The 4,491-nt window shown below is 65.4% G+C and carries 5 protein-coding genes; 3 read left to right on the plus strand and 2 right to left on the minus strand.

Annotated features, from left to right (window positions below):
- Window positions 1-154: 154 nt before the first annotated feature.
- Together ACLHHB_RS04150 and ACLHHB_RS04155 are read left to right on the plus strand one after the other, a co-directional pair.
- A complete protein-coding gene (locus ACLHHB_RS04150; RefSeq protein WP_410217023.1) occupies window positions 155-772 on the plus strand; it encodes a hypothetical protein in 618 nt (205 codons plus the stop codon).
- On the plus strand, window positions 772-1,122 hold the full coding sequence (locus ACLHHB_RS04155) for a hypothetical protein (protein ID WP_410217024.1): 351 nt from the start codon (window positions 772-774) through the stop codon (window positions 1,120-1,122). The genes ACLHHB_RS04150 and ACLHHB_RS04155 overlap by 1 nt, the downstream gene beginning before the upstream one ends.
- Window positions 1,123-1,125: 3 nt before the next feature.
- On the opposite strand, the gene ubiB is transcribed toward ACLHHB_RS04155, so the two are convergent.
- The gene (ubiB, locus tag ACLHHB_RS04160) at window positions 1,126-2,658 is read right to left on the minus strand and encodes a 2-polyprenylphenol 6-hydroxylase (protein ID WP_410217025.1); all 1,533 of its coding nucleotides are present in this window, start codon (window positions 2,656-2,658) and stop codon (window positions 1,126-1,128) included.
- Window positions 2,659-2,661: 3 nt separating this feature from the next.
- The gene (ubiE, locus tag ACLHHB_RS04165) at window positions 2,662-3,408 is read right to left on the minus strand and encodes a bifunctional demethylmenaquinone methyltransferase/2-methoxy-6-polyprenyl-1,4-benzoquinol methylase UbiE (RefSeq protein ID WP_410217026.1); all 747 of its coding nucleotides are present in this window, start codon (window positions 3,406-3,408) and stop codon (window positions 2,662-2,664) included.
- Window positions 3,409-3,509: 101 nt separating this feature from the next.
- Between ubiE and mutM the strand changes: the two genes are divergently transcribed.
- A complete protein-coding gene (gene mutM / locus ACLHHB_RS04170) occupies window positions 3,510-4,355 on the plus strand; it encodes a bifunctional DNA-formamidopyrimidine glycosylase/DNA-(apurinic or apyrimidinic site) lyase (RefSeq protein WP_410217027.1) in 846 nt (281 codons plus the stop codon).
- The last annotated feature ends 136 nt before the right edge of the window (window positions 4,356-4,491 follow it).

Raw genomic sequence — 4,491 nt, forward strand, 5'->3', positions numbered from 1 at the left:
ACCTTCTGGAATAGCCCGTGCGGCCGGGCGACCTTGCGTATATAGTGGGTCGGCTGTTGGCCTTAGACCAAGGGTGGTCAGCGGACCTTCCGGGGCTTGCGCAGGGGCATCCCCGCCACGCATCATCATCCCGGAGAGTTTGGGAGGACGAACCATGACGAAAGCCTTTGCCGTTGCCCTGTGGCTGGGCTTCAGCGCCCTTGCCACGCCCCAGATGTCCTTTGCGGCCGAGGCTGGCGATGCCGTGTTCACGGAACGCGGTCCGTGGGATCTGGGCCAGCAGACGCTGGAATGGCACATGACCGTCGAAGGGCCCGCAGCCGAGGGTTTTCAGCCCACCGCCGATGGCAAGGTCATCCTGACCGAAGCCATCGATCCCTCGGACCAGCAGCCTGTGCTGGAGCTGACGCAGCATACCGAGGCGCGCGACCGCAAGATCGGGCCTTTCCCGATCTCGGCGGGTGATCCCGTGCTGATCTTCTTTCTGGAACAAACCGCGCGCGATGTGTCCGCACTGACAGGTGGCAGTCCGCACTATATCCGCAACCGCCTGAAGGATTCGCTTTTCCGCGGGGGCGAACTGACCGAAACGGACGGCACCACCACGGCCAGCTTCCAGCCTTTTGCCGAAGACCCGAATGCGGAACGGATGCGCGGGTTCGAAACGCTGACGCTGACCTTTGTCATGGAAGACCCTGCGGAACCCATCCGTGAACTGCGGGCCCAGACCGAAACCATGCCCGGTTACAACAGCCAGCTGGTGCTGCAGTGATGGCAGGATCCGGCGCCCGCTTCTGGTTGCCCGCCGTGCTGCTGGGCTGGGGGGCCCCAGTGGCGGCGCAGGCGGTGAACGATTATCCGACCAATGCGCGGGTGGAATATGTCTTCACCTGCATGGCCACGAACGGCCAGAACCGGGAGATGATGGACCGCTGTTCCTGCGCCATCGACCGCATTGCCGAGGTGCTGCCCTATCGCGATTATGTCGGCGCGGAAACCGTGCTGCGCATGCGCCAGACGACGGGTGAGCGTGCGGGCATGTTCCGGGGCATGGCGCAGCTGACCGAAACCGTGGCCACCCTTCGGCGCGCCGAAGCGGAGGCCGAGATCCTCTGCTTCTAGCGGCTAGAGCGCCAGCCCGATCCCGGTGCCGGCGGCAAGGGCCAGCACCGTGACCAGCCACAGCGGCACGGCCGGGCGCGGCTGGATCACGGTCAGGCGCGTTTCCTCGGGATGGGCGCGTTCATACAAGGCGCGCTCGACGATGCGGGGCAGCAGCGGGCCATAACGTGCGACGGTCTGCGCCACCTGGGCCAGGTCGTGCGCAGCGGCGCGGGGACCGATGCTGCCCTTGATGTAATCCGACACGACCGGCTTGGCCGCATCCCAGATGTTCAGTTGCGGGTCGATGGAACGCGCGACGCCTTCGACCACCACCATGGTACGCTGCAGCAGGATCAATTCGGTCCGCGTGGGCATCCCGAACCGTTCCGTGACCTCGAACAGGTAGGACAGCAGGTTCGCCATCGAGATGCGCGTCGCATCTGCGCCAAAGATCGGCTCTCCGACCGCGCGCAGGGCGCGGGCAAAGGCAGCCTCGTCACGGTCACGGGGAACATACCCCGCCTCGAAATGAACACGCGCCACGCGGCGGTAATCGCGCTGGATGAAACCGTAAAGGATCTCGGCATAAACGCGGCGGGTGTATTCGTCGATCTCTCCCATGATGCCGAAATCATAGGCGATGATGTTGCCATTCGCGGCGACCTTAAGGTTCCCGTGATGCATGTCGGCGTGGAAGAACCCGTCACGCAGCGCATGGGACAGGAACAGCTGGATGACCCGGCGGGCCAAGGCGGTCGTATCATGGCCCGCGGCGATCAACGCCTCGCGGTCGCCCATGGGCAGGCCTTCTGCCCAGTCTGCCGTGAGCACCCGGCGCGAGCACAAGGCGAAGTGCGGCATCGGGATCTGGAAGCCCGGATCGCCTGCGATGTTTTCGGCGAATTCCGAGGCCGCGGCGGCTTCCAAACGCAGATCCTGTTCACCCATGACGGTCTGCTCGAAATGGCGCACCACGTCACGGGGCCGCAGGCGGCGCGTTCCGGGCGAAACCATCTCGATCAGGCGGGCCCCGAAATGGAAGGCGTCGATGTCGCGCCTGAAGGCGGCGCCGATGCCGGGGCGAACAACCTTGACCGCAACTTCGCGTCCGGTTTCCCGCACGCGGGCCCGATGGACCTGCGCGATCGAAGCAGCCGCGACGGGTTCGGAAAACTCTGAAAACAGTTGATCCACGGGTGCGCGCAGCTCGACCTCGATCGCCTTCTTGGCGATCTCGGTGGGGAAGGGCGGCAAGCGGTCCTGAAGCATCCGCAACTGGCCGGCCAGTTCGGGGCCCACCACATCCGCGCGCGTGGAAAGGATCTGGCCGAACTTGATATAAGCAGGCCCCAGCGCAGTAATCGCCCGCGTGATCGGCGGCAGGTTCGGATCGCCGTTATAGCCCATCCAGCGAAAGGGCCACCCCATGATCCGCGCAGCCAGCCGCAACCGGATGGGCGCGTTCACGGCATCCAGCACAGCGGCCATGGCGCCCGTCCGCTCGAAGGTCGCACCCGTCCGGATCAGGCGCAGGATGTTGTGGGGGCCACGCATGTTCTAGAGCTTCCAGCCGGAATGAAGGGCCGCGATGCCCATGGACAGGTTGCGCCACTGCACACGGTCAAAGCCCGCCTCGCGGATCATCTGGGCAAACATGTCCTGATCGGGAAACTTGCGGATCGATTCCACCAGGTACTGATAGCTGTCGCGATCGCCCGTCACCGCCTGTCCCATCGCCGGGATCACGTTGAAGCTGTAGCGGTCATAGGCCCATTGCATGGCAGGCACCGGGATCTGGCTGAACTCCAGCACCATCAGGCGGCCGCCGGGACGCAGGACGCGGTAAGCCTCGGCCAGCGCGTCCGGAATGCGGGTAACGTTGCGGATGCCGAAGCTGATCGTGTAGCGGTCAAAGCTGTTGTCCGGAAACGGCAGCGCCATCGCGTCGCCTGTCACCCAGGACAGCCGGTCGGCCTTGTCCACGGCATCGGCGCGCTTGCGTCCTTCGATCAGCATCGACTCGGTCATGTCGCAGACGGTGACGCGGGCGCCGGGCGCACGATCCAGGAAACGGAAGGCCACGTCGCCCGTGCCTCCCGCAACATCCAGCAGGTGCTGCCCGTTGCGTGGTGCCAGCCAGTCCATCAGCGCGGTTTTCCACAGCCTGTGGACGCCGGCGCTCATCAGGTCGTTCATCAGGTCATAGCGCGAGGCGACGCTGGAAAAGACCTGATGCACCATCCCGGCCTTCTGATCCTCATCCACGGTCTGAAAGCCGAAATGTGTCTGTCTGCTGTCCGTCATGCGCTTGCCGTTTGCCTGTTCACTCGCCAGATATGTCCGGCCTGCCGCTGGCACAATGACCGCGATGCGCCACGGGCGCAATGCGACGAAAGGGAATGCACTTGCCCGAACTGCCCGAAGTCGAAACCGTCCGCCGCGGCCTGCTGCCGCATCTGGAAGGCGCCCGCATCGCCCGGGCCGAAGTCCGCCGGCCGGACCTGCGCTGGCCGATGCCGGTCGACCTGGTGCAGGTGCTGACAGGCGCGACGGTGACACGGTTGAGGCGGCGGTCGAAATACCTGCTGGCCGACCTGGACCGCGGCGGCACGGTGCTGTGGCACCTTGGCATGTCCGGCCGGATGCTGGTCGAGGGGGCAGGCCTGGGGCAGTTTCACCGCGACCCGGGCATCATCGCGCGTCACGACCATGTCGTGCTGACAACCGATGCCGGCGCCACGATCACCTTCAACGACGCACGCCGGTTCGGCATGGTGGACCTGATCCGCGAGGGTACCAGCCACCCGCTTCTGGATCACCTGGGGCCCGAACCCTTCGATCCGGTCTTCAGTCCTGCCTATCTGGCGCAGGCCTTTGCCGGGCGACGCGTGCCGGTCAAGCAGGCCCTGCTGGACCAACGCATCGTGGCCGGTCTGGGCAACATCTATGTCAGCGAGGCCTTGTGGCGGGCCGGGATCGACCCCCGAAGGGCGGCCGGACGCATCGGGGTTGCGCGACTGGCCACCCTGGTGGAGCATGTCCGCGACGTGTTGACCGAGGCGATCGCGGCGGGCGGCTCCTCGTTGCGTGACCATCGGCAGGCCAGCGGAGAACTGGGCTATTTCCAGCACAGCTTTCGCGCCTATGACCGCGAGGGACAGCGCTGCCTGCGCGACGGCTGCGGCGGAACCTTGCGTCGCATCGTGCAGTCGGGGCGATCCAGCTTCTATTGCCCGGGCTGCCAGCGATAAGGCCCAACGCCTGTCCCTGTGCTGAACCCTTGGATTTTCGGACGCCTTGCTGCTAGGACTCCGCGACAAAGCAACCTGGCAACGAGGTCCAAGCCTATGGCTTACGAAACCATCATCGTGGAGATCGAGGACGAGG

The sequence above is a fragment of the Paracoccus sp. (in: a-proteobacteria) genome, assembly GCF_046462195.1.
Classification (GTDB): Bacteria; Pseudomonadota; Alphaproteobacteria; order Rhodobacterales; family Rhodobacteraceae; genus Paracoccus.

What these genes read in the sequence shown, in the direction of transcription:
- ACLHHB_RS04155 (WP_410217024.1), top strand. Translation starts at nt 772, where the DNA reads ATGGCAGGATCCGGCGCCCGCTTCTGGTTGCCCGCCGTGCTGCTGGGC.
- ubiB (WP_410217025.1), bottom strand. Translation starts at nt 2,658, where the DNA reads ATGCGTGGCCCCCACAACATCCTGCGCCTGATCCGGACGGGTGCGACC.
- ACLHHB_RS04150 (WP_410217023.1), top strand. Translation starts at nt 155, where the DNA reads ATGACGAAAGCCTTTGCCGTTGCCCTGTGGCTGGGCTTCAGCGCCCTT.
- ubiE (WP_410217026.1), bottom strand. Translation starts at nt 3,408, where the DNA reads ATGACGGACAGCAGACAGACACATTTCGGCTTTCAGACCGTGGATGAG.